The sequence below is a fragment of the Marinobacter salexigens genome (assembly GCF_002806945.1).
Classification (GTDB): domain Bacteria; phylum Pseudomonadota; class Gammaproteobacteria; order Pseudomonadales; family Oleiphilaceae; genus Marinobacter; species Marinobacter salexigens.
On the sequence record NZ_NIHC01000003.1, the window covers coordinates 116,024 to 137,029 of the forward strand.

Sequence of the window (21,006 nt, forward strand, 5' to 3'; positions counted from 1 at the left end):
GCAGTTGGTGTTAAGCCGTTAGCCTGTCTTCCCACCGGAAATTTTCTGCCCAACGCAGGGCTTCTGAAAGTGGCAAGGGCTTGCTGTAGAAAAATCCTTGGCCCAGATCGCAGCCAAGTTTGATCAGTTTGAATTCAACGTCGGCACTTTCAATGCCTTCCGCAACCAATCTCCGCTTGAAACTTTTCGACAGGCTGACGATAGCACTCACAATCATACTGTCGTCGGGATCGTTTAACATGTCCATTACGAACGAACGGTCAATTTTGATCTCTTGCGCAGGTAGCCGCCGGAAATAATCCAGAGATGAATACCCGGTTCCGAAGTCATCCAGAGAAATATCCACACCCATCTCACGGCAGGCTTTCAGATTTTCCAGGGCGGTTTCAGTATCATCCATCGCTGTGGTTTCCAGGATTTCCAGAATCAGTCGATCCCGCAATTCCATTGGGCAGTCTTCCAGTGCGCTCGCGAGATCGATCGGGAATTCTTCACTCAGAAAGTGGCAAGGGCTCAGATTAATACTCAGAGTATAGGGAAGATCCTGTTCGGCGAATACCGCAAGCTGTTTAACGGCCTCCCGCATCACAAAAACCCCCAAAGTACGGGCATACTCAGTGTACTCAATGTGCTCCAGAAAGCAGGCAGGGCTGAGAACCCCTTCTTTCGGGTGGTTCCATCGGATAAGTGCCTCAAAGCCATTCACGCAATGGTGGTGGAAGCAGATCTTGGGCTGGTAATACAGCTCCAGCTGTTGTTCGCTCAAGGCTGTATCTATCTGCTCCAGCACACGAACCCGCTCTTTGCGTGATGAATGCGAGCGAAGATCGAATATTTTGAAGCAATTCTTGCCGGATTCCTTGGCAGCGTACATAGCCTGGTCAGCATGGCGAAGGAGCAAATCAGAATCGGCGTCGTCCTCCGGATACACTGTAATACCCATGCTGCCAGAAACCTGAAGCAGGTGATGCCGGAAACTGATGGGCTGCCGGATCGCCTCCAGAAGGCGTGCATAAACCCGCTCATCTTCTACATCCCGCAGAATGGCCACAAACTCGTCACCGCCCAGTCGCGCAATAATATCGTGGTTGCGCACAGTGGCCTGAAGTTTGGCGGCTACAGATTTCAGGATGGCATCGCCCACCGCATGGCCATGTTCGTCGTTGATGGCTTTGAATCCATCCAGATCGATAAAACACACCGATACCAAGCCGTTTCTCTGGTCTGCCTCGTGCAACTCCCTCTCAAATAACTCGGTAAGCCGATGACGGTTTGGAAGGCCGGTCAGCGCGTCGTAATTGGCTGCCAGTTCGAGGTTCTTTTTATGAGTTCTTTTCTCTTCGTACAGGCGTTTGCGTTCGATCAGGTGGCCCAGGGTTTGCGACAGGGGTGCTAGTTCATCTGCAAGCTTCTGTGTATAACCCTCAGCGCGGTTGGCCAAGCCAATTAACCCCAAATGCTCCTTTCCCGAGAACACTGGAATGCCAATATAGGTATGAATGGGAGGGTGCCCGTGAGGTAGGCCGCCACGCCGGGAATCTATGGCCAAGTCATTGGAGATTATGGTTTCGCCGGTTACCAAGGGCTGCCCCAGGAGATTGTCCAAACGGTCGAAAATCATTCCGCGTCGTTCAACTTCCTGATAGAGAGCCTGGGTTTCCGGGCTCCATGCAATATTCGTGATGGCGCCAACCTTCAAATAAGGAGTGCCATTCTTTTCGTGCAGAACCTCCCCGATAAGCCCGAACTGGCTTCCCGTCAGGGAAAGAAGGTCATTGAGCATTTGCTCGAATGCCGAGCGCTCATTATCGCTGGTGAGAAAAACATTCTGGGCATGATGAATGGCCCGATTGAGGTGGGAAACAGGAACGTATTCGCTGGTATCCGACTCAACGTACAAGCGCTCCAGCTCTTCTTCTACCATGGTTGACAAAGTTCGCAGTACATCCAGGTCTTTCTCGTTAAACTGCCGAGGTTTGTCGTCGATGATGCACAGGGTACCGACTTTGTAGCCCCCAGGCTCCCGCACCGGCATGCCGGCGTAAAAGCGGATATGTGGGCTGCCCAGTACAAGAGGATTGCTGCGAAAACGCGGATCCTGGGTGGCATTTTCTACCACAAAAAGCTGATCACGCCGAATAGCATGGTCGCAAAAAGCCACAGATCGTGGTGTTTCGGTTACATCATGCAGCCCCTGTCGGGATTTGAACCACTGCCGGTCGTGATCCAGTATGGTAAACAGCGCCGTTTTGACCCGATAATGCTGGCGGGCAATGCGAGTAACCCGATCAAAACGTTCCTCCGGCGGCGTGTCGAGAAGACCAAGCCGGTTAAGTGCCGCAAGTCGTCTTTTTTCGGTTTCTGTGTCACGCATTCGGAACCCTTAATGAAGCCAGTGAACGAAATGTTAACAGATCGGTATGAAATTCCGTGTGACATTTGGTGAACCGGCTGAGTATGGACGTGCGCCTGCTTAACAGGTCAGCCTGCAACGAATATCGTATTACAAGATAATAGCAGTGGCAGGTCGCAGCGCTAGGAGGGGGCAAAAATCACTCAAACAAAAGCCCATAGCCAGAAGGCAATGGGCTTTTGCTGAGAGGTTCAGCGACGTGCTGGTTTGGCCAGCCATTCGCGGCCTTTGAGCATAACGTGCCAATATAAAGCAGGTAACTGCTTAGCCTTCAGAAACCATGCGGCTTTCGTGGCTTTGGTGCCGTCGTTTATCCAGGATGGAAAGGTGGGTTGCAGCGCTCCGTTGTAGCCAAATTCCGCTAGTACAATGCGGCCGTTTTCCACAGTCAGGGGACAAGAGCCGTAACCCAGATATGCCGCTTTCATGGGCTGATTGCGCAGACTTGCGATCAGGTTTTCGGCAACAACCGGAGCCTGTTTTCTAATGGCAGCTGCTGTTTTTGCGTTCCCCGTACCACTCACATCCCCTAACCCGAAGATGTTTGGATGGCGCTTGTGGCAGAGAGAGTCGTCTGCCAGGTCCAGCCAACCGCCCTCATTGGCAAGCGTGGAGTTTCTGATAAATTCCGGAGCGCGCTGAGGTGGTACAGCGTGCAGCATGTCAAAGCCGATATCCCGGTCTTCCGTGCTGCCGTTAGCGTCCATATGGCGGAATGTCGCTTTGCGAGCAGGACCGTTCACTGCCACCAGAGTGCTTTGGTAATTGAGCGCAATATCGTACTTCCTGATGTAGTTCTCTAGCGCTGGCACGTAATCGGGAACGCCGAAGAGCACAGCGCCGGCATTGTGGAACTCAATATCGATATTATTCAGGGCTTTGTTCCGCAGCCAAAAATCTGCAGATAAATACATGGCTTTTTGAGGTGCGCCGGCGCATTTAATGGGCATGGGTGGCTGGCTGAACAGAGCGCGGCCACTTTTCAGGTTTTGCACAGTCGCCCAGGTGTAGCTGGCCATGCCTTCCTGATAATTGGATGTGACCCCATTTGAGCCCAAGGATTCTTTCAAACCTTCAATGGCGCCCCAGTTCAATTCCAGTCCAGGCGCCAGAACAAGTGCCTGATAGCTGATTCTTGAACCATCTGCCAACACAACCTGATTGTGCTCCTGGTCTATCGTAGACACAGACTGCTTGTACCAAGAGACGAAACCGGGCATTACGGCAGCCATAGATTTCGAGGTGATTTCCGGCTTGAAGATTCCTCCGCCGACCATGGTCCAGCCCGGCTGATAATGGTGTTTTTGTGCCGGTTCAACAATAGCGATGTCCAGACTGCGGTCTCTTTTTTGAAGGCTTGATGCTACGGAAATTCCTGCGGCTCCACCTCCGACAATAACTATGGTGTGCTGTTTTTCTGCCCCTGCGTCTACAGTAGCGCTGCTCATACCTCAAAACCTCTTGTCATTATTTGTAAGTGCGGCTCTTTCTTGAGATGTGTCAAATCTTACCAAACTATAGGTTCTATGGTTATACTGATTAGTAATATAAAGCGAGTGCTTATTTAGTAGCTTTGATGAAGAGTTCCTCGCTGCCGGTGATTACCCGCGAGGGTGACTTTGTCACTGACCGTTCCAGGGTGAGAGCTTATTCTGTAGTCATACCGATTAGAAAACCGATAAACAGGAGCACATAATAATGATCAAATCACTCAAAGCATTAGTTGCAGCGGCCGTGGTTGCTGTTGCCCCCATCAGCGCTCAGGCAGGAGATCAGAAAATGGTTGAGGAAGTACTGGTGATTCTTTCAAGCGAATCCCTGCAAACTCAGGGTATGGCGATGGTGCTTTCCAACACCATGGCGCAACAGGGTGCCAAGGTAAACGTACTGTTGTGTGACAAGGCGGGCGATCTGGCCCTGAAAAGCTACGAAGCCCCGGCCCTGAAGCCGAAAGATCTGACCCCTGGCCAGATGCTGCGTGGTCTGTTGAAGCAAGGTGGCGTTGCCAACGTTTGTGCGCTGTACCTGCCTAACAGTGACCACACCAAGAACGACCTGATCGACGGTGTGGGGGTTGCCATGCCGCCAGAAATGGCCGGCCAGATGCTGAACCCGGCGATGCGCACCTTTACCTTCTAAAACCTTCCCTCAGATTGGTAAGGTGTAAAAAAGCCGGCCCCTGTTCAGTACAGGGGCCGGCTTTTTTTGGCTGTCTGGCCAGCTCCTCAGGGCTTTTCTGCTGGTTCGTCCAGATCCTCGTAGCCTGTCACCATGGGTTTGATGTGGCTGGTGAGGGTGTGCCCCATGGTGGTCATGTACACATGGGCGATGATGAACACCAGCATGGCAAAGGCAGCAGCCGTATGAACCAGCGCGACAACTTCAAGGTTGAGCGACCCCGCAAGCACTGCCGGCCAATCGTTGTAAAACAGATATAACAGGCCGGTCGCCCAAATGATGGGTGAAATCACCAGTTTGAAGAACAGGTAGGCTAGCCGTTGCAGAGGGTTGTGCTTGGCCTTGCTGGTTTTGCGATAAGGGTGTTCGGCACCGGTAAAGGTGCCAATCAGATAGTAGTGCATCACTGCAAACAGCCCGTCGCGGGTAGGTACATACTGGCGCCACTCTCCGGTGGTGATGTGCCAGAAAATGGCAAACAGCCAGAGTACGATGAGTGACCAGGCTGCAATGGTGTGCAGCCGCGTGGCATCACCAAAGCCCAGCAGTGAATAGCTGCCATGGATTTCGAAGCCGGTGATCAGCAGGCTGAAAATCAGCAACGCCTGAAACCAGTGCCAGAAGCGCTCAAACCGTTTAAAAATCATTACCCGGCTCATGATTGCTTCCTCCTTCTGAATATCACCCGTGCAAAACCGTGAAGTACAACCCCGGCCAGGGTGAGTGATACCACCAGCCAGCCGATACGGTTGAGCCAGGGGTTGCTGCTATGCCCCGGCATATAGATACCACCAATGCCCGCCAAGCGGCTTTCTGCGGCATGGCATGAGCTACAGCGTAGAGCTTGGTCGGCGGTTGGCACCATGTGGGTGATGGGCCAGTACATTCGGGTTTCTATGAAATCGAAATTGCCACTAAAGGGCAGCCCCGACTTTTCGCTGGCGAACTGCAGGGCTTTGGGCCAGTCGTAATTGCTCCAGAGCGAGGCATCATCCGCGCCAAACACGTGAGTTGCCAACAGCGTTTTGTACTCGGTGTCGAAAGGCTGCTTGCCCTGCATCAGCTTGAACGGCCAGATACGAGAGCCGGGGTCATTTGGCTCGCCATCCAGCCGGTTGATCTCCAGCGGCGGGTTATCAATATCGAACTGCTCCTCAACCATGGTGTATTCAACGGTGCCATCAAACCAGGCGTAGTAAGGCACCACATTCTCCCCGTGGCGGAAGTCGCCCTTCTCGCTCAGGTAACTCGCATGGCCATCTTCATCGTAGGTGGCAATGGGTTTGCTGTTTTCGTCGAGTTTGCCGGCAGTGGACCAGTCCCACCACATTTTGGTGGGTACACCGCCCCGGGCAAAAGCGGGCACGTGACAGGTCTGGCAAGCCACTTTGTCCACGTGATGGTTCAGTTTTTCTTTCTCATGTGGCTCAGGGCCGTGGCAGGATTCGCAGCTCGCCCGGCTAAGGTCGGTGTGGCCGGGGATATCAATGCCAAGAGTGTCTTTGGCATTCACCTGATAGCGGCTGCCCGAAACGCTGTGGCCCCAGGTTGAGTGGCAGTCGGAACAACTGAAGTCGGCGCCATCGGGAGACATGTGGACATCGAGGGAGCGATCCGGTGACACCAGGGAGGAGTCGAGGTCACCGTGTTTTACACCGTCGCCACCACCACCGTAAAAGTGGCAGCTACCGCAGTTAGCGCGGCCGGTAGCGCCTACGTTCTGGGCGATATCAGGGAGATTGGGCGGCTGAACAATCTTGCCGCTGCCTTTGGGCCACTCTCTGGGTATATAGGTTGGATCGCCGGCAAGAGTCGGGAATTTCCAGTAATCGCCGGTTGTGTCGTGGCACACCAGGCAATCCACCGCAGAATCCGCCCCTGGGGGCGGTTCATTCATATCTTTCCAGCCGTAGCCTACGTGGCAGGAGGTACACCGGGGCTCGTTGGTGACGGCCATTCCGCAAAAACTGTTGATAACCTTGTTTTTACCCAAGGTTTGCCCGGTTTCTTTGTGCTGGTAAAGCCAGGTCCAGTGGGTGGTTTCCTTGATCTGTCCTGCTGCCTCGGTGTGGCACTCCAAACAGGCTTCGGTGACCTGGCTGGCGGATTCAAATGGGCCTTTGAGGGATTTGAATTTGCTGTGGTCAGCGGTGGCGGGGCTGCGCTCAATGGCAGCCATGCCGGGGGTGCCTGCAAACATAAGCAGGGCGGCCAAAGCGCTCACCACAAGATATCTACCCGGGTGAGCCATGTTGAATTTGGCCATGACGTCCTCCATGTTGTTATAAAATTAAGGAATCGCCTGTGCCCTGCCAGTATAGCCGGTGTCAGGGCTTGTATATTTTTTCCGCATTAAGCTTCATGGACCAGGGCAGACCATCGTTCTGCCAGCCGTTTACGATTCTCATGCCGGCTTTCTTGCCCTCTTTTGAGCTACTACCCTGAAAACCGTGGTCGATGTACTTCACATTGGTGAAACCGCGCTCAAGTAGAAAATCCGCGCTGGGCTTGCCACGGCTGGAGCCGGAGCGGCACATGGTTACAATCAGGGCATCCTTGTCGAGCCCCTTGTCCTTCAATGCCTGCTCAACGCTGGCGGCAAAGTCCGGGTTGGGCTTCATGGAAAACCGGTTTTTATCCGCAAGAAATTTGCTTCGATCCGCCAGCATAAAGGGAATATTTCTGTCCACTACATCGGTGAAGCCGATAAACATGATCTCAACCGGATCCCGTACATCAACAAACAGCATCTGGTCGCCCTGGTTCTGAACCAGGTCATAGGTTTCTTGCGGGGTCAGGGACAGAGCTTCTTCCGCTGTAGCGTGAAAACTCAGCCCCAAGGTTATGAGAAGTGCAGTCAGTAACAGCCTCATGGCGTTTCTCCTGATGTCGCGATCACTAGGGTATTGGGCAGCCTTCACCATACTCCTGTCAGGTGGGAAGGCTCAACTTTTGGAATATGCTTATAACCTCCATCTTGACCGAGATCAAAATACTTGTCGGAGAAATGCTACACTTACCTCTCTGATCAGAAGGAGAACGTCCATTGTTGAACCGGCCCAGGCGGCTTAATCCGGGTTTTTTGTCCCTTCTTACCGCATTGCTGGCCCTGAGTGGATGTGCTTTGCCACCCTTGGCCGATCGCACTGAAAGCTGGTCGTTACCCAGCGCACAAACGGCAGACACCCGTCTTGGGCGGGCGATAGCCCCTCTGACACAGGCGCACCCTGAGGACAGCGGAATTGTGCTGCTTAAAGACGCCCATGATGCGTTTGCTGCCCGGGCCCTGCTCGCCGAAGGCGCAGAAAAAACTCTGGATGTGCAGTACTATATCTGGCAATACGACATCACCGGCACCATGCTGCTTGATGTGATCCACCGGGCCGCCGAACGAGGTGTGCGTGTTCGTCTTCTATTGGACGATAATGGTATTTCCGGGTTGGATGCTGCCTTGGCCGCGTTGGATACCCACCCGAATATAGAGATCCGCCTGTTCAATCCGTTTGTGATCCGCAGCCCCAAGTGGATAGGCTTCCTTACCAGCTTCTCGCGCTTGAATCACCGCATGCACAACAAATCCTTCACGGCGGATAATCAGGCCACCATCATTGGTGGGCGCAATATTGCGGATGAGTATTTTGGTGCAGGCTCGGGAGCACTGTTTGCTGACCTGGATGTGCTCGCCATTGGGCCGATAGTGAGTGAGCTTTCTGATGATTTTGACCGCTATTGGTCCAGTGCCTCCGCTTACCCTGCAGCAACCATCTTGCCGGAAGCTGTTGAGGGCGACTTGGCCAAGGTTGTGGAAACCGCCAGGGAGTGCAGTGCCAGTTCCGAGGCAAGCCAGTACGTGTGTGCGGTGGCTGACTCGGAATTTTTGAAAAACCTGCTGGATGGCAACCTCAACTTTGTGTGGTCGCCTGTCTCTATGGTAAGCGACGACCCAGCCAAAGTACTGGGGAAAAAACCAAAGAATGGATTAATGAGCCGGCAACTGGCGGAAGCCATGGGTAGCCCGGAACGCTCTATCACACTGGTTTCGCCCTACTTCATACCTACCAAGGCCGGGGTAGAAATGTTCCGCAATCTTGAACGCCAGGGTGTTCATGTGCGCGTGCTTACCAACTCCCTGGAAGCCAACGACGTTGCCATGGTGCATGCCGGGTATGCGAAATACCGTAAACCACTCCTGGAAGCAGGCGTGCAACTGTTTGAGTTGCGCAAAGTACCTGGAGAGGAGCCTGTGGAGCGTAAGCTACAAGACAACCTGATGGGTAGCTCGTCTTCCAGCCTTCATGCCAAAACCTTTGCGGTGGACGGCAAAAGGCTGTTTGTAGGTTCGTTCAACTTTGACCCCCGCTCGGTTCATATCAACACCGAGCTGGGTTTTGTTATTGAGAGCCCGGAACTGACTCAGGTGATAGAAAGCCACTTTGAAGAACAAGCCCGGATAACCGCTTATGAAGTGGTGCTGGACGATGCGGGTGATTTGCAGTGGATTGAGCGCAATGGTGAAGAGGATATCCGGTACAGCCGTGACCCGGGAACCGGGTTGATAAAGCGTATGATGGTCTCGATGTTTTCATTTTTGCCGATTGAGCATTTGTTGTAGGGGGATGGCTTTTTAAAAGCTTGCCACCCCTGTACTGCAGCATGTGCCTGAATAAACAGACCTCCGGATTTATTCCTGATCAGATGGGACCACTTGCCTGGTATAAACGGTTAATGGACTACCCAATACTCGATTCGCTTTTGCCCTTGGAGCTGTTATAACAATCACGTACGCTATTGATGCGCATCAGTGCGGCATAAAAATCTGCCGCTATACTAGTAGCAACCTAATTTTGATTGTAATAACTCACGTCTGCACCAGGGAAGATCCATGGCCGGTTCAAACTCCAAAGTTGCCAAGAAACTTTTCATCACTCTTGCTGTTATCGCTGCGATTGCCACAGTCGCTTGGCAGTTCCTGCCGGATAACGACAGGCTTCCAGAACATATTGCCTCAGGCAATGGTCGTATAGAGGCTACTCAGGTAGACATTGCGACCCGTATACCAGGCCGCTTGCAGAGCTTTTTTGTGGCAGAGGGCGACCTGATTGATGCCGGTAGTGCAGTTGCTGAAATGGACACCGACGAACTGCAGGCAACCATGGCTGCGGCTCAGGCCACCCTGAATCAGGCAATAGAGGCCCGGAAGCTGGCCGAAGCCGTGGTGGTCCAGCGTGAAAGCGAACTCCGGCTGGCCCGGGCCGAACTGGGCCGGATAGAGTCTTTGGTCGATAAAGGCCATGTCTCCCGCGAGCAGCTTGACCGTGCCCGCACCACTGCAGAAACTGCTGAAGCTGCATTGCAGGCATCGAAGGTTCAGGTAGCCTCGGCCGGTGCCGGTATTGAAGCAGCGAGAGCCAGCATTCGTAAGGTTCAAACCACCATTGACGACAGCCATCTTGTCAGCCCGATTGGCGGGCGTGTGCTTTACCGTCTGGCTGAACCGGGCGAGGTGCTGGCGGCCGGAGGCAAGGTGGCAACGGTGATCGATGTTACGGATGTGTACCTCACCATTTTTCTGCCCACCGCCCAGGCCGGTAAGGTTCGGGTTGGCTCCGAAGCCCGTATTGTCCTGGATGCGTTGCCCGATTACGTGGTGCCGGCGGAGGTGAGTTTTGTGGCGGCCGAGGCCCAGTTCACACCCAAGGCGGTGGAAACCCGCAGCGAACGTGAGAAGCTGATGTTCCGGGTCCGCATTCGCATCAATCCGGAACTTCTGAAAGCCTACCGTGATCGGGTTAAAACCGGCGTGCCTGGCGATGCCTATGTACGTGTGGATGAAAGCCAGCCCTGGCCGGAGCATCTGCAAGTGAACCTGCCCAATGGTTGATAAGCGTAACGTCGACACTACGAATTCAAAACCGGTTGCCCGGCTAGAGTCGATAAGCCACTACTATGGTAGCCGTACAGCCCTGCAAAACGTCAGCCTGGATCTTCCTGCTGGTTGCATGGTGGGCCTGATTGGTCCCGACGGAGTGGGCAAGTCTACCTTGATGGGGCTGGTAGCCGGCGCCCGCCAGTTGCAGCAGGGCAGTTTGCAGGTGCTGGGTGGCGACATGGCCGATTCGCGCTTCCGCAGCGAAGCCGCACCGCGCATTGCCTATATGCCGCAGGGCCTTGGTGGCAACCTCTATCACACCCTGACAATCGACGAGAATATCGGCTTTTTTGCGGATCTGTTTGGCCTGCGCGGTAAAGCCCGGGCCGGCCAAATTGACCGTCTGCTGACGGCCACCGGGCTGCTCGAGTTCCGTGACCGGCCTGCCGGAAAGCTGTCCGGTGGTATGAAACAGAAGCTGGGTCTGTGCTGCGCACTGATCCACAATCCGGAATTGTTGATTCTGGACGAGCCCACCACCGGGGTAGATCCGCTTGCCCGTAAACAATTCTGGGACCTGATTGACTCTATCCGCGCTCAGCAACCCATTATGAGCGTGCTGGTGGCAACCGCCTATATGGAAGAAGCCGAGCGCTTTGACTGGCTGGTTGCCATGGACGGGGCTGCCATACTGGACACTGGCTCACCCCGGGAGCTGAAGCAGAAAACCGGAACAGACACTCTCGACGAAGCCTTTATTGCCCTGCTGCCAGACGACCGCCAGGAAACCACCGGTACAGATCCGAAAACCGCAGAGCCGGCCGCAGTTTCAGCCGATGATGTCCCGGCCATAGAAGCCCACAACCTTACCTTGCGCTTCGGCAATTTTACCGCGGTGAAAGACGTCAGCTTCACCATCCCCAAGGGCGAAATTTTCGGGTTTCTGGGCTCAAACGGTTGTGGCAAAACCACCACCATGAAAATGCTGACAGGCCTGTTGACGCCTTCTGAGGGCGAGGTTTTCCTGTTTGGTGCGCCTCTGGATTCCCGCGATCTGAGCACCCGTCAGCGTGTGGGTTATATGTCCCAGTTGTTCTCACTGTACAGCGAGCTGACCGTGCGCCAGAACCTGGTACTGCACGCCAAGCTGTTTCACCTTGCGCCGGAACGTATTCAGCCCAGACTGAATGAGCTGATCGAAGAGTTTGATTTGGCCGATGTTATAGACGAGCTTGCCGGCGATCTGCCGCTGGGTGTGCGACAGCGGTTGTCATTGGCGGTGGCGGTGGTGCACTCGCCGGAGCTGTTGATTCTGGATGAGCCTACCTCGGGGGTGGATCCGGGTGCCCGCAACAATTTCTGGCAGCTGCTACTGCGATTATCCCGCGAAGACGGTGTCACCATCTTTATTTCCACACATTTTATGAATGAGGGGGAACGCTGCGATCGTATTTCTCTGATGCACGCCGGCGAAGTGTTGGCCTGCGATACCCCTGCCGCCCTGATTCAGCAGGCCGGAACAGAGAACCTGGAAGGCGCCTTCATGCAAACGCTCGAGGCCGCCGTCGATCCGTCCACAAACCAGGGTGATGGTAGGGTTCTGGGCACCGAGACCGAGAGCACCTCTGAGCCTCGTCACCGACGCTTCAGCTGGCAAAGGTTGTTGGCATACGCCCGCCGTGAAACCCGCGAACTGCTGCGTGATCCTATCCGCATGTCGTTTGCGTTTATCGGCTCAGCCTTGTTGATGATGATTCTGGGTTACGGCATCACGCTGGATGTGGAAGATCTGCCCTTTGCGGTTCTGGATCAGGACCAGAGCCCCCAAAGCCGCGACTACATAGCTGCTGTGTCCGGCTCCCGGTATTTCATTGAGCAACCCGCGCTATCCAATGTGGAAGAACTGGAACGGCGAATGCAGTCCGGCGAGCTCAGTTTGGCGCTGGCCATACCGCCGGGTTTCGGTAAGGATCTAAAACGCGGCCGGCCCGCAGATATCGCGGTTTGGGTGGACGGTGCCATGCCGTTTCGTGGCGAGACCATTCAGGGTTATATACAGGGGTTGCACTTCAGCTATCTGAAAGACCAGGCCCTTCGCACTTATGGCGCGGTACCCGCTCTGAGCCTTGTATCTATTGAATCCCGCTACCGCTATAACCAGGACTTCCGGAGCCTCGACGCCATGGTGCCGGCGGTTATCCCGATTTTGCTGGTGTTCATTCCGGCTATCCTCATGGCCTTGGGTATTGTGCGCGAGAAAGAACTGGGTTCAATCACCAATTTGTATGTAACTCCGGTGAACCGGCTGGAGTTTCTGCTGGGTAAACAGCTGCCCTACATCGGGTTCAGTATGCTGAGCTACGTCAGCCTGGTGGTACTGGCGATATTCTTGTTTGATGTACCCGTGAAGGGGGGCTTGCTGACCCTGACTCTGGGCGCCCTGCTTTTCGTGGCGGCCACAACCGGTCTGGGTCAGGTCATCTCGGCCTTCGCCTCTACTCAGGTTGCTGCGCTGGCAGCCACAGCCATCGTCACCATACTGCCCACCATACAGTTCTCGGGCATGACAGAGCCGGTGTCTTCGCTGGAGGGGGTCAGTGCTGTTATCGGTCAGTTCTGGCCGGCCACCTGGTTTTTGCAGATTAGTCGTGGTGTCTTTACCAAGGGGCTGACGCTTGCTGATCTGCAGCACGCTTTTCTGGTCCTGGGCGCGTTTATTCCGGTACTTACGCTGATGTCTGTGTTCCTACTTCGTAAACAGGGGCGTTGATGATGGAATCAATCGTCAATATCTGGAATCTGGGGATGAAAGAGCTGCGCAGCATCTGGAGCGATAAGGTGCTGCTGGTGTTTGTCGTACTGGCGTTCACCCTGATGGTTTATACCGCTGGCTCCGCCGGTTCCATGGAGCTGAACAACACACCCGTTGCCGTAGTAGATGAAGACCAGACCGCGCTGTCTGGCCATATTATCGATTCCTTGCAGCAGCCTTGGTTCCTCGAGCCCGACCACATCAGCTATGACCAGATAGATACCGTGCTGGATAGCGGGAGCCACACCTTCGCACTGGTGATTCCAGAGGGCTTTGAACGCGACATGCGCACTGGCCGTGTAACCAGCCTTCAGCTGAATATCGATGCTACACGAATGACCCAGGCCTTTATTGGTTCGCGCTACGTTGAGCAAATGGTCACCCTGGAGGTGGCCGAATTCCTGCGCAGCGATAGCGGCAGCGCCGCCTTGCCGATCAACCTGGTGGTTCATGCGAGCTTTAACCCGAATCTGGAAGGTACCTGGTTTGGTGGGGTGATGGAACTGATCACCATGATCACCATGATCAGTATTATTCTGTCGGGTGCTGCGTTGATTCGCGAGCGCGAACACGGCACGGTGGAGCACCTCATGGTGATGCCCATCCGGCCTTTTGAAATCATGGCTGCAAAAGTGTGGGCCAACGGGCTTATTGTGATGTTGGCTGCCATTTTTTCGGTAATGGTGATTATCCAGCAAGTCCTTGCGGTGCCGATACAGGGTTCCTTGCTGCTGTTTTTCTTCGGTGCGTTAATCCACCTGTTCTCCACCACCGCCATCGGCATTCTGATCGGCACTGTGGCTCGCACCATGCCCCAGTTCGGCCTGTTGCTGATACTCACCATTATCCCCCTGCAATTGCTCTCAGGCGGTATAACTCCGCGGGAAAGCATGCCAGACCTGGTGCAGAACATCATGCTGGCTGCGCCCACTACCCACTTTGTCAGCATGGCGCAAGCCATCCTTTACCGTGGCGCAGGGTTGGATGTGATATGGCCGCAAATGCTGGCGCTGGGAGGCATAGGAATTGTCTTTTTCAGTGCTGCGTTAGCGCTGTTCAGGCGGCATCTGTCAGTATAGAGGTGGGTGACCGGCGGATTGATTCGGCTGGGATTCAGAACGAAGAAGTATGGCTGGGGAAAGGCGGGAAATGGTCGGCGTGGCAGGATTCGAACCTGCGACCCCTTCGTCCCGAACGAAGTGCGCTACCAAGCTGCGCCACACGCCGACTAACCGCGGGTATTATACGGATTTACTGGTTTTTTGCCAGTCCCGGGCCTGCTAAAAAGGCATCCGCAAAGGCACTGAGATTGTCGTATATCGTAACGCTTGCGCCTGGAATCGCCCGGTCTTTCAGGCAGCGTGCCGTGTCTTTTCCATTGCCGGTTCGTACCAGCACAGGCTGGCAGTGTTCGGCAACGCCAGCTTCCAGATCCTTGCGGCTGTCGCCTACCATGATGGCACCTTTCAGGCTGTCCAGCTGCAGATGGTCACGGATTTGTTCCAGCAGGCCGGTGCGTGGCTTGCGGCAAACACAATGTTCATCCGGGTGGTGTGGGCAATAGGCGATAAAACTGACGCTGCCACCCAGGGCTTCCAGCAGTTGCGACATCTTTTCGTGCATACCATCCAGTATATCTGTGCCGTAGAAACCTCGGGCAATACCCGACTGGTTTGTGGCTATTGCAATGCGGTGGCCGGCTTTGGAAAGCCGGGCCATCGCCTCAATACTGCCGGGAATCGGGCGCCAGTCATCGATTGTGCAAATATAGCTGCCATCGTATTCGTTGATGACCCCGTCCCGGTCGAGGATGATCAGCATGGGTCAGCCAGCAGCAGGAAGCAGTGAGATATCAGCAACCCGCAAAAACAGGTTGTGCAGACGGTTCAACAGCGCAAGGCGGTTGTTCCGCACGGCCTCGTCGTCTGCCATTACCATCACTTCGCTGAAGAAGCTGTCAACCGGATCATGCAGGCTTGCCAATGACTGCAGAGCATTGGCGTAGTCGCCTTGTTCAAACAGCGGTAGTACCTTCTCAGCCTGCTGGTTTAACTGCTCTGCCAGGGTTTTCTCAGCGGCATCTTGCAGCAATTCGCTGTTAACAGCTTCGCCCACGCTATCCCCACCCTGCTTGGACAAGATGTTGGAAACCCGCTTGTTGGCGCCGGCAAGTGCCAGAGCTTCTGGCAACTGGCGGAAAGCTTCCACAGCCTTCACCCGGCGGTCGAAGTCCAGCGGGCGAGTCGGGCGGCGAGCGTGAACGGCGAGGAATACTTCGGCGCTAATGCCGCGCTCTTCGTAGTAAGCACGGAACCGATCCAACATGTAGTCCACAACATTGGATGCGGTGTTTTGTTCGGTCAGCCCAGTGAAGTTCTCTTCTGCCCATTCACAGCATGTCTGCAGATCCAGCGGCAGTTCGCGCTCAATGATGATGCGCAGAACGCCCAACGAAGCACGACGCAGAGCGAAGGGGTCACGGGTACCGGAAGGTGGCTGGCCAATTCCAAACAGCCCCACCAGAGAGTCCAGGCGATCAGCGATGGCCAGCGCACAACTGGTAAGAGTGGTGGGCAGGCTATCTTTGGCGAAGCGTGGCATGTATTGCTCGTTCATAGCCTTGGCAACATCGGCGTGCTCGCCGTCGTCTGCTGCATAGTACTGGCCCATAACGCCTTGCAGGTCGCTGAATTCCAGAACCATCTCGGTTACGAGATCGGTCTTGGCCAGCATGGCGGCGCGTTCGGCCAGAGCCGGGTCGCTACCAATGGCTTTCGCGATTTTTTGAGCCAGCGCCGCTACCCGAACAGATTTGTCGTAAATGCTGCCAAGCTTTTCCTGGAAGACAATCGGCTTGAGCCGGTCTACACGGTCTTCCAGGCGAATCTTGCGGTCGTTTTCATAGAAGAAAGCGGCATCTGAAAGGCGTGGGCGAATTACCTTTTCGTTCCCGGAAACTACCTGGGAAGGGTCTTTGCTCTCAATGTTGGCAACGGTGATAAACAGCGGCAGCATGTCGCCATTACTGTCTACTACGTGGAAATATTTCTGGTGCTCATCCATGGAGGAAATCAGGGCTTCCGCCGGAACCTCCAGGAAGCGCTTGTCGAATCGGCCCATGAGCGGCACAGGCCACTCGTTCAGGCCGGTGACTTCATCCAGAAGGTCTTCACTGATTTCTGCTTTGCCGCCTGCTTCAGCTTCGGCGAGGGCAATAACGCCAGAGCGGATCATTTCCCGACGCTTGGCGAAATCGGCGATGACATAGCCTTCCTGTTCAAGGACAACTTCGTAATCTGCTGGCGTTGGGATAATCAGTGCTTTCGGGCAATGGAAGCGGTGGCCCAGGGTTTTGTTGCTGGGTGTCAGTTCCATGATGGGCGTATCAATCACTTTGTTGCCGTACAGCATCACCAGCCAGTGAACCGGCCGCACAAACTCTGTGCGGTGAGCGCCCCAGCGCATACGCTTGGGAATGGGCAGAGATGCCAGCGACTGATCAACCAGTCCAGGCAGCAAATCTACGGTGGGCTTACCCTTGTCTACGGTGCGATAAACCAACCAGGCTCCCTTGTCTGTTTCCAGAGTGTCTAACTGATCTGGTGTTACACCCAGCGACGTTGCGAAACCGGTGAGTGCCCGTGTTGGGTTGCCAGAATCATCAAAGGCGGCTTTAACTGCCGGGCCACGCTTTTCAACGGGCTTGTCTGGTTGTGCATCGGCCAGATCACGAATACGTACAGCCATTCGGCGAGGTGTGGCAAAGGCTTCTACTTTGCCAAATGCGATACCAGCAGCTTCCAGACCTTGGGTAATACCCTGAGTGAACGCATCAGACAGTGGCTTGAGTGATTTCGAGGGCAGTTCTTCAACGCCCAGTTCGACCAGAAAATCCTGCTTTGCCATGATTATGCCTTTCCCTCTGCCTGTGGTGCCTGCTTCGCTTTTTTACCTTTCTTGCCCTTGGCCTTGTTGTCTGCGGCCTCGGCTATGGCCAGCACTTCCTCGCGCAAGGCTTCCGGAGCTAGCGGGAAGCCGAGCTTGCGGCGGCTGTCGAAGTACGCTTGAGCCACGGCGCGGGCCAGTGTGCGTACCCGCAGGATGAATCGCTGGCGCTCGGTAACGGAGATAGCGTGGCGTGCGTCCAACAGGTTGAATGTGTGTGATGCTTTCAGAACTTGCTCGTACGCCGGTAGTGCCAGGCCAGCGTCGATCAGCCGTGCACTTTCACGCTCGTGAACATCAAAGCTTTGGAACAGAAACTCAACGTCTGCGTGTTCAAAGTTGTAAGTGGACATTTCCACTTCCTGCTGGTGGAACACGTCGCCGTAAGTGACCACACCATCCGGGCCTTCTGTCCAAATCAGGTCGTAAACACTGTCTACGCCCTGCAGGTACATCGCGATACGCTCAAGACCGTAAGTGAGCTCGCCGGTAACCGGGTAGCACTCAAGGCCGCCCACTTGCTGGAAGTAAGTAAACTGGGTGACTTCCATACCGTTCAGCCAGATTTCCCAGCCCAGGCCCCAGGCACCCAGTGTGGGCGATTCCCAGTTGTCCTCTACAAAGCGGATGTCGTGTACCAATGGGTCCAGACCCAGAGCGCGCAGCGAATCAAGGTACAGTTCCTGAATGTTGTCAGGAGAAGGCTTGAGCACAACCTGAAACTGGTAATAGTGCTGCAGACGGTTGGGGTTTTCCCCGTAGCGGCCGTCGGTTGGGCGGCGGCTTGGCTGCACATACGCCGCATTCCAGGTTTCCGGCCCGATTGCGCGCAGGAAGGTGGCCGGGTGGAAAGTACCAGCACCCACTTCCATATCCAGGGGCTGAAGTACCACGCAGCCGTGCTGCGCCCAGAAATTCTGCAGAGCCAGAATCAAACCCTGAAAGGTCTTGATGTCTGGTGTGGAGCTGATTGTTGCCTTCTCTTTCACAACGTATGCCTGCTGGTTCGGTCTGTGTGTGGCCCGCTCACAAGAGGGTCATTCGGGAAAAAGGCGCATTATACGCGCGCCAACGCGGTATTTCTAAGTGGTCTTCATGATCTTGATCTTCGAACTAGAAGAACGCCAATCCTACGGCAAAGAGTTTCTCAACCTCACGCACCCGGGATTTATCCACCAGGAACAGGATGACGTGGTCGTCCGGTTGTACCCGTAGATGGTCGTGGGCAATCAGAACCTCGTTGTGCCGCACAATGGCGCCAATGGTTGCGCCTTGGGGCAGTTTGATCTCATCGAGCCTCCGGCCAACAACCTTGGACGTTCTGTGATCCCCGTGGGCAATAGCTTCGATAGCCTCAGCTGCGCCCCGGCGAAGAGAGTGAACGTTTACAACGTCGCCCCTGCGTACATGGGTGAGCAAACTGCCGATGGTGGTTTGCTGAGGAGAAATTGCCACATCAATCTCGCCGCCCTGAATCAAGTCCACATAGTCGGGGTTGTTGATCAGGGTGAATACTTTGCGGGCGCCCAGGCGCTTTGCCAGCAAGGAAGCCATAATATTGGCTTCATCATCGTTGGTCACTGCAATAAATACATCGGTATTTTCGATGTTCTCTTCAAGCAGTATGTCTTTGTCTGCGGCATTACCTTCAAGTACAACTGTTTTACGCAAGCCTTCGGAAAGCAGCACACAGCGTTCATGGTTACGCTCCAGAAGCTTCACCTGATAACGGTCTTCCAGGGTATAAGCCAGGCGCTGGCCGATGTTACCGCCGCCACAAATAAAGATCCGCTTATAGCTCTTGACCAGAGGCTGCAGCTCGCTCATAACCGAGCGTATGTGGTCGGCACCGGCGATGAAAAACACCTCGTCGCCGTCTTCGAGTACGGTATCGCCCTTGGGCATAATGGCCCGGTCTTTGCGGAAAATGGCGGCAACCCGGGTCTCGATTTTCGGCATGTGCGTACGCAAGTATGACAGCTCCCGGCCTACCAGCGGTCCGCCTTCGGTGGCGCGAATGGCTGCCAGCCGCACAAGACCTTTGGAGAACTCAAGCACCTGCAGGGCTCCGGGGTATTCAACCAACCGTGTAATGTGCTTGGTAACAAGATGTTCCGGGCTGATCATCACATCGATGGGAAAGCCACCTTCCCTCCCGAACAGCTTTTTATTGGAAAGGTAGGCGCTTGCTCTTACGCGACTGATTATCTTGGGGGTGCTGTACAAAATGGAGGCTATTTGGCAGGCGACCATGTTGGTTTCGTCGCTGTTGGTCACCGCAATCAGCATATCTGCGTCGTCTGCGTCGGCCTTTTCCAGTACCGTTGGATAGGAGGCTTCGCCCTGTACAGTCCGTATATCAAGACGATCCTGCAATTCACGGAGCCGCACAGCGTCTGTATCTATGACGGTTATATCATTGGCTTCGCTGGCCAGGTTTTCCGCCAGTGTGCCGCCCACTTGGCCTGCACCGAGGATCAGAATTTTCATGATTCAGGTTTCTCCAGCACGGCATAGAAAAAGCCGTCATGGCTCACGGGATCGGGGAGAAGCTGTCGCCCCGCGCCCATATCGCGCCCCCATTGAACCTCAGGCTCAATAAGAGCGGCGCTGCTTTGTTGTTTCAGAAACCTCTGAATTATACGGTGGTTTTCCTGGGGGAACACGGAACAGGTTGCATAGACCAGCCGCCCACCCGGTTTGAGCACAGACCACATGGCATCGAGAAGCCCTAGCTGTATACCTGCCAGTGGGACAATATCGGTTTCCCGACGCAGCAGTTTGATGTCCGGGTGGCGACGAATAACGCCACTGGCGCTGCAGGGCACATCGAGAAGGATCCGGTCAAAGGCTTCGCCGTCCCACCACTGTTCTGTGTCTGCTGCATCCGCTTGGACCAAGCTGGCTTGCAGGTCCAGTCGATCCAGATTTTCCTGAACCCGAGGCAGGCGCGCAGCGGATTCGTCTATGGCGATCACTTCGGCCAGTTCCGACTGGCTTTCCAGAATAGCGCAGGTTTTTCCGCCCGGAGCCGCACAAGCATCGAGAACCCTTTGCCCCGGTGCAAGATCCAGAAGTGTGGTGCACAGCTGCGCGGCTTCGTCCTGAACACTAACGGCGCCATCGGCAAACCAGGGCAGCTGGTCAACCTGTACTGGCCGGCCAAGTTGGATGCCATGAGATGCAAAACGCGTGGCGCTGGCTTCAATGCCGGCTTCGTTCAGCAAGGCCAGGTATTCGTCCCGGCTGAATCGCAGGGCGTTAACCCTGAGGGTCATGGGGGCTTGGGCGTTATTGGCTTCCAGTATTGCCTGCCAGTCATCAGGCCAGTTATGGCGCAGCTTTTCCACCATCCATACAGGGTGGCTGAAGCGGCTTGAATCGCTTTCCGGCTCTGGCGCACCTTCACGTTCGGCTGCTCGCAAAATTGCGTTCACCAAGCCAGTTAAGTGGGGTTTTTCGAGAGCACGGCAGGCTTCTACGGATTCGTTGAGTATGGCGTAGGTGGCCTGTTGGCTGAAGCGCAACTGAAAAAGCGCAACCAGCATCAGGTGATGAACAATGCGGTCCGGGTTCTTGAGGGGCTTTTTCAGTCGGCTATTCAGTTCACTGTCGAGGCGGTGAAACCAGCGGCAGGTGCCATAGCAAAGCGCCTGCAGAACAGGTCGCTCGTTGGGGGGGAGTTGCTGCAAGGCCGGTGGCAGGCACTGGGAAAGTGACTCGCCGTATTCCACTGCTAACAAAACATCCGCAGCTATGGCACGCAGGGGCTGATTGTATCCGCCCATA

15 protein-coding genes and 1 tRNA gene are annotated in these 21,006 nt (G+C 54.9%); 5 read left to right on the forward strand and 11 right to left on the reverse strand.

Going from position 1 to position 21,006, the window contains the following annotated elements:
* Positions 1 to 10: 10 nt before the first annotated feature.
* Entirely contained in the window at positions 11 to 2,374 is a 2,364-nt protein-coding gene (locus CDH47_RS05500) for a sensor domain-containing phosphodiesterase (protein ID WP_100638863.1), read from the reverse strand.
* Positions 2,375 to 2,604: 230 nt separating this feature from the next.
* Entirely contained in the window at positions 2,605 to 3,861 is a 1,257-nt protein-coding gene (locus tag CDH47_RS05505; protein ID WP_100638864.1) for an NAD(P)/FAD-dependent oxidoreductase, read from the reverse strand.
* 250 nt (positions 3,862 to 4,111) lie between these two features.
* On the opposite strand from CDH47_RS05505, the gene CDH47_RS05510 reads away from it, so the two are divergent.
* Positions 4,112 to 4,552: a DsrE family protein gene (locus tag CDH47_RS05510; RefSeq protein ID WP_100638865.1), complete on the forward strand. Its 441-nt coding sequence runs from the start codon at positions 4,112 to 4,114 to the stop codon at positions 4,550 to 4,552.
* Positions 4,553 to 4,638: 86 nt separating this feature from the next.
* On the opposite strand, the gene CDH47_RS05515 is transcribed toward CDH47_RS05510, so the two are convergent.
* The 3 genes from CDH47_RS05515 to CDH47_RS05525 all read right to left on the reverse strand — a co-directional run bounded on the left by CDH47_RS05515 (position 4,639) and on the right by CDH47_RS05525 (position 7,464).
* Positions 4,639 to 5,250 (reverse strand): cytochrome b/b6 domain-containing protein, encoded by a 612-nt coding sequence (locus CDH47_RS05515; protein WP_100638866.1) that lies wholly within the window; start codon positions 5,248 to 5,250, stop codon positions 4,639 to 4,641.
* Positions 5,247 to 6,857 (reverse strand): tetrathionate reductase family octaheme c-type cytochrome, encoded by a 1,611-nt coding sequence (locus CDH47_RS05520; RefSeq protein ID WP_205077528.1) that lies wholly within the window; start codon positions 6,855 to 6,857, stop codon positions 5,247 to 5,249. Before CDH47_RS05520 ends, CDH47_RS05515 begins: the two co-directional genes overlap by 4 nt.
* Positions 6,858 to 6,918: 61 nt before the next feature.
* Entirely contained in the window at positions 6,919 to 7,464 is a 546-nt protein-coding gene (locus tag CDH47_RS05525) for a rhodanese-like domain-containing protein (RefSeq protein WP_100638867.1), read from the reverse strand.
* A 176-nt stretch (positions 7,465 to 7,640) separates the two neighbouring features.
* Between CDH47_RS05525 and CDH47_RS05530 the strand changes: the two genes are divergently transcribed.
* From CDH47_RS05530 to CDH47_RS05545, 4 genes are all read left to right on the forward strand, one after another.
* A complete protein-coding gene (locus CDH47_RS05530; RefSeq protein ID WP_100639317.1) occupies positions 7,641 to 9,203 on the forward strand; it encodes a phospholipase D family protein in 1,563 nt (520 codons plus the stop codon).
* 270 nt (positions 9,204 to 9,473) lie between these two features.
* Positions 9,474 to 10,472 (forward strand): HlyD family secretion protein, encoded by a 999-nt coding sequence (locus CDH47_RS05535; RefSeq protein WP_100638868.1) that lies wholly within the window; start codon positions 9,474 to 9,476, stop codon positions 10,470 to 10,472.
* Complete coding sequence (gene rbbA / locus CDH47_RS05540) at positions 10,465 to 13,230, forward strand: ribosome-associated ATPase/putative transporter RbbA (RefSeq protein ID WP_100638869.1); 2,766 nt, start codon at positions 10,465 to 10,467, stop codon at positions 13,228 to 13,230. Before CDH47_RS05535 ends, rbbA begins: the two co-directional genes overlap by 8 nt.
* 2 nt (positions 13,231 to 13,232) lie before the next feature.
* The gene (locus tag CDH47_RS05545; protein ID WP_193601599.1) at positions 13,233 to 14,351 is read left to right on the forward strand and encodes an ABC transporter permease; all 1,119 of its coding nucleotides are present in this window, start codon (positions 13,233 to 13,235) and stop codon (positions 14,349 to 14,351) included.
* 71 nt (positions 14,352 to 14,422) lie between these two features.
* Here CDH47_RS05545 and CDH47_RS05550 read toward each other — a convergent pair.
* From CDH47_RS05550 to rsmB, 6 genes are all read right to left on the reverse strand, one after another.
* Positions 14,423 to 14,499, reverse strand: a tRNA-Pro gene (locus CDH47_RS05550).
* Positions 14,500 to 14,523: 24 nt separating this feature from the next.
* The gene (gene gmhB / locus CDH47_RS05555) at positions 14,524 to 15,093 is read right to left on the reverse strand and encodes a D-glycero-beta-D-manno-heptose 1,7-bisphosphate 7-phosphatase (RefSeq protein WP_100638871.1); all 570 of its coding nucleotides are present in this window, start codon (positions 15,091 to 15,093) and stop codon (positions 14,524 to 14,526) included.
* A 3-nt stretch (positions 15,094 to 15,096) separates the two neighbouring features.
* Positions 15,097 to 17,178 (reverse strand): glycine--tRNA ligase subunit beta, encoded by a 2,082-nt coding sequence (gene glyS / locus CDH47_RS05560; RefSeq protein ID WP_100638872.1) that lies wholly within the window; start codon positions 17,176 to 17,178, stop codon positions 15,097 to 15,099.
* 2 nt (positions 17,179 to 17,180) lie between these two features.
* On the reverse strand, positions 17,181 to 18,188 hold the full coding sequence (gene glyQ / locus CDH47_RS05565) for a glycine--tRNA ligase subunit alpha (RefSeq protein ID WP_239985637.1): 1,008 nt from the start codon (positions 18,186 to 18,188) through the stop codon (positions 17,181 to 17,183).
* Positions 18,189 to 18,330: 142 nt separating this feature from the next.
* Positions 18,331 to 19,707: a Trk system potassium transporter TrkA gene (gene trkA, locus CDH47_RS05570; RefSeq protein ID WP_100638874.1), complete on the reverse strand. Its 1,377-nt coding sequence runs from the start codon at positions 19,705 to 19,707 to the stop codon at positions 18,331 to 18,333.
* Positions 19,704 to 21,005, reverse strand: coding sequence for a 16S rRNA (cytosine(967)-C(5))-methyltransferase RsmB (gene rsmB, locus CDH47_RS05575; RefSeq protein ID WP_100638875.1), 1,302 nt, complete (start codon positions 21,003 to 21,005; stop codon positions 19,704 to 19,706). Before rsmB ends, trkA begins: the two co-directional genes overlap by 4 nt.
* Position 21,006: the final 1 nt, after the last annotated feature.

Coding starts and splice junctions, on each gene's coding strand:
- trkA (WP_100638874.1), bottom strand. CDS start 19,707: ATGAAAATTCTGATCCTCGGTGCAGGCCAAGTGGGCGGCACACTGGCG.
- glyS (WP_100638872.1), bottom strand. CDS start 17,178: ATGGCAAAGCAGGATTTTCTGGTCGAACTGGGCGTTGAAGAACTGCCC.
- CDH47_RS05520 (WP_205077528.1), bottom strand. CDS start 6,857: ATGGCCAAATTCAACATGGCTCACCCGGGTAGATATCTTGTGGTGAGC.
- CDH47_RS05510 (WP_100638865.1), top strand. CDS start 4,112: ATGATCAAATCACTCAAAGCATTAGTTGCAGCGGCCGTGGTTGCTGTT.
- CDH47_RS05545 (WP_193601599.1), top strand. CDS start 13,233: ATGGAATCAATCGTCAATATCTGGAATCTGGGGATGAAAGAGCTGCGC.
- CDH47_RS05525 (WP_100638867.1), bottom strand. CDS start 7,464: ATGAGGCTGTTACTGACTGCACTTCTCATAACCTTGGGGCTGAGTTTT.
- CDH47_RS05505 (WP_100638864.1), bottom strand. CDS start 3,861: ATGAGCAGCGCTACTGTAGACGCAGGGGCAGAAAAACAGCACACCATA.
- rbbA (WP_100638869.1), top strand. CDS start 10,465: ATGGTTGATAAGCGTAACGTCGACACTACGAATTCAAAACCGGTTGCC.
- CDH47_RS05500 (WP_100638863.1), bottom strand. CDS start 2,374: ATGCGTGACACAGAAACCGAAAAAAGACGACTTGCGGCACTTAACCGG.
- CDH47_RS05515 (WP_100638866.1), bottom strand. CDS start 5,250: ATGAGCCGGGTAATGATTTTTAAACGGTTTGAGCGCTTCTGGCACTGG.
- gmhB (WP_100638871.1), bottom strand. CDS start 15,093: ATGCTGATCATCCTCGACCGGGACGGGGTCATCAACGAATACGATGGC.
- rsmB (WP_100638875.1), bottom strand. CDS start 21,005: ATGGGCGGATACAATCAGCCCCTGCGTGCCATAGCTGCGGATGTTTTG.
- CDH47_RS05535 (WP_100638868.1), top strand. CDS start 9,474: ATGGCCGGTTCAAACTCCAAAGTTGCCAAGAAACTTTTCATCACTCTT.